A 3,621-nucleotide genomic window follows, 5' to 3' on the forward strand; every position below is an offset into this window, starting at 1 on the left:
GGTTCGTACGAGTAAGGCCCTCACTTGAGCAATCTCCTTCGCCGCGCGGGAGCTGTCGCCGCGGTACTGGCACTCGCGTGTTTACCTCCCACCCTGACCGCCGGAACCGCCTCGGCGGATCCTGAGCCCTCCGACATCGTGGCCTCCGGCCCGCAGTGGTCGGTCTCCCGCGTGGCGGGCGGTTTCCTGGTCACCCTCGAGCTCGCCGAGGAGCTCCCCGTCATCGCCAGCGCCCCCAGCCTCTCGGTCGACGGCAAGATGCTCGGCCCGGCGACGGAGTCCGCCGACGGGAAGTCCCTCTCGCTGGTCACCGCCGACCCCTCGGTGGCGGCGGCCACCTCGGTGACCACTGACATCCTGGGGTCGGGCGAGCCGACGCCAAGGGCCAGGATGGCCCCGGGCCCGACGGCGGCCCAGCCCACCACCACGCCGAGCGTCCTGCCGGCCGACCCTTCGACGCCGGGTTCCCACCAGGTCTCCGAGGCCGTCTACGACTTCGGCGACCAGGTGCTCCCGCTGCTCAACATCGGCGGTATCCGCGGCGAGCTGACCGGCAAGATCTACCTGCCGGACGGTCGCGGCAGGAAGCCGACAGTGATCTTCTTACACGGCCGGCACGGGTCCTGCTACGGCACGGGAGCGACCAACCCGGCGCGCTGGCCCTGCCGCCCCTCGCCGGACAGCCCCTCGCAGCGCGCGACGATCCCCAGCTATCTCGGCTACGACGCGCCAGCCCGCGCCCTGGCGAGCAACGGGTACGCCGTGGTCTCCATCTCGGCCAACGCCATCAACTCCAACGACAACCAGCTCGCCGCCGACTACGGCGCCCAGGCCCGGGGCCAGCTGATCCTGGACACCCTGCGCATGCTGGAGCAGGCCGACGACGGCGACCCGGTCGTCTACCACGACGCGTTCTACAACCGCGACGTCACCCTCGCCCAGGCGCTGACCGGCGACATCACCCCCGCCGGCCTGGTACGGAAATTCGACCTGGACAACGTCGGGATCATGGGCCACTCCCGTGGCGGTGAGGGAGTGGTCGCCGCCTCCACCCTCAACGACGCCCTCCCGCTCTGGCAGCAGTTCGGCATCAACGCGGTGCTCCCGCTCGCGCCCGTCGACTACGACCGGATCTCCCTGCCGAACACGGCCACGGCCACGATCCTGCCGTACTGCGACGGCGACGTGGAGAACCTGATGGGCCAGCACATCGTCGACGACTCGCGGCACAGCTTCAAGGACAACGTGCTCCGCTCGGCGGTCCTGACGATGGGCGCCAACCACAACTTCTTCAACACCATCTGGACCCCGGGCGGCTGGCCCGCCAGCACCGGCGACGACTGGTCCACCCTGGGCAGCGGCGCCGGCGACCCGGTGTGCGACCCGGCCGCTGCGACCACGACCCGGCTCACCCCCGCCCAGCAGATCCAGGTCGGGGCCACCTACATGGCGGGCTTCTTCCGGCTCGCGCTCGGCGGCGAGAAGCAGTTCCAGCCGCTGTTCGACGGCTCGGCCGTGACCGCGCCCTCGACGTCCTTCGCGAACATCTCGGTGACCGCCACCCAGCCGGCGAAGTCGCGGGTCGACATCAACACCTTCGAGCAGGCCGACCCGGCCGTCCAGGTGTCGGGCGACGCCACCGCCGAGGTGTGCGTCAACATGGGCGGCACCGGCGGGGTGCAGCTCCCGCAGGACTCGCCGCACTGCACCACCACGCTCAACTCGGCGGCCGTCCCGCACTGGTCGCCCGCGCTGTGGGCGTTCAACATCCCGTCGTCGCCGATGCTGCACCTGAAGTGGACGTCTCCGAGCGGTCAGGTGCGCGTCACCGTCCCGCCGGGAGCCCGCAACATCAAGCACTACGAGCAGCTGTCGGTGAAGGTGGCCGCCGACGAGTTCGTGGCCACCGGGACCGACCTCACCGTCAGTGTCGCCGACGGCGCCGGGCACACCTGGTCCTCGCCGGTCTCCGCGCTCAACCCGGCCGCCGTCACCCGCCTGCCGGGTGTCACCTCGCCCTGGCTGCGCAAGGTGATCCTCCAGCAGGTGACGATCCCGACCGCCGCCCTCACCGGCCTCAACCTCAACGACATCCGCGAGGTGGTCTTCGGGGCGGGCACGACCTCCGGCGGGGTCTACATCTCCGACCTGTCGGCCGAGAACCGGGCCGTCGGCGCGCGTTCCCCCGAGCAGCAGGTGACCGTGAACATGGCGCCCGCCAACGTCGACGAAGGCTCCGGCCCCGGCACCGCCACCCTGGCGGCGGTGCTGTCCCAGCCGGCCGGCCACCCGGTCACCGCCTACGTCAGCGTCTTCGGCTCCGCCACCGGCCGGGCCGGAATCTCGATGCGCCAGGTGACCTTCGCTCCAGGGCAGGTCTGCGTCCCGGTCCAGGTGGGAACCCTCGGCGACCAGCTGCCCACCGGCACCGCGTCCACGTCGTTCAAGGTCTCGGTGACCAACACGGCCGGCGCGGTCATGGGCGACAAGGGTTTCAACAGGCTCACCGTACGCGAGGACGACGGGGTCACCAGCGGAACCCCCGCCCCCGAGGTGGGCGTCCCCGGTGACGCCTGCGCCGAGTACGCCGCGTCCCAGAAGCCCGGCCACCTGAACGTCGCGGGTTCCGTCTTCGCCGGGGCGGCCAACACGCTCCGCGCCGGCGGGTACCGGGCCGGTGAGAGCGTCGAGTTCCGTCTGGACTCGACGTCGCTCGGCCGGGCCCTCGCCGACAGCGGCGGCACGGTCACCTTCACCGCGGCGATCCCCGCGGGGACCCCGCTCGGGAAGGTGACGCTGTCCGCGGTCGGCGCCGGTTCCGGCTACACCACCTCGGCGGTGTCGAGGGTCCGCGCAGCTGGCTGACGGGCCATCCCCAGGGCATCGCGGCCGGGCGAACCGGCCGCGATGCCCCTGCCGGGATCATCAGTAGTGGTGTGGGGGTTCCATGGTCGGGGTCGTGTCGGGAGCCGGCTTCGCCGATCCGGTGGCGAGCTGGGCGCGGATGGCGCCGGCGGGGAACGTCTCGTTGTGCACGTTCGCGTAGTAGAGCTGCGGCGACTTGACGATCGCCTTCAGCTCGGCGCGGGTGAGCCGCAGCGCCGCGTTGTCGGAGTTCTGCTTGCCGACGGCGGTGACGCAGCCGGTGGCGAAGCCGTGGACGGGTGTCTTGAGGGTGACCACGATCGGGCCGGCCACGCCTTTCGCGCCCTTGTGGATGTGGGCGGCTATCGGGGCGCCGATCTTGTGGCTGGTGAGGATGTAGCAGAGCCGCCAGCCGTTCACCTTCCAGGCGAAGGTCCCGACGCCGTCCCGGTCGCCGGGTCCTGGGATCTCCTGTTTTCCGGTCAGTTCCACGGCCCGGTAGCCGTGGTCGGCGGACTCGGCCGCGGAGGCGGCGGAGGCGGCCGGCAGGGTCAACACAGCAGTCGTCGCGAGTATCGCGGCGGCCGCCAGGGGGGTGCGCATGGGAATCTACCTCTCCCTAGACGACGTGCCATTCAGCACTACGGACCTGGCGGGGTCCCGGTTCGAGACCGTCCGCGAAGAGGTAATACGGAATTCACCCGATTCTGGCTTCACCCGAATCCCATTCGCCGCCGGGTGACCCTGTCGCCGCGG

2 protein-coding genes are annotated in these 3,621 nt (G+C 71.1%); one reads left to right on the forward strand and one right to left on the reverse strand.

Going from position 1 to position 3,621, the window contains the following annotated elements:
* Positions 1 to 24 precede the first annotated feature (24 nt).
* Positions 25 to 2,865, forward strand: a complete 2,841-nt coding sequence (locus Amac_RS26945; RefSeq protein ID WP_155357204.1) for an alpha/beta hydrolase — start codon at positions 25 to 27, stop codon at positions 2,863 to 2,865.
* Positions 2,866 to 2,925: 60 nt separating this feature from the next.
* Here Amac_RS26945 and Amac_RS26950 read toward each other — a convergent pair whose 3' ends face one another.
* A complete protein-coding gene (locus Amac_RS26950; RefSeq protein WP_155357205.1) occupies positions 2,926 to 3,468 on the reverse strand; it encodes a CHRD domain-containing protein in 543 nt (180 codons plus the stop codon).
* Between the last annotated feature and the right edge of the window lie 153 nt (positions 3,469 to 3,621).

It is taken from the genome of Acrocarpospora macrocephala, assembly GCF_009687865.1.
Taxonomy (GTDB): Bacteria; Actinomycetota; Actinomycetes; order Streptosporangiales; family Streptosporangiaceae; genus Acrocarpospora; species Acrocarpospora macrocephala.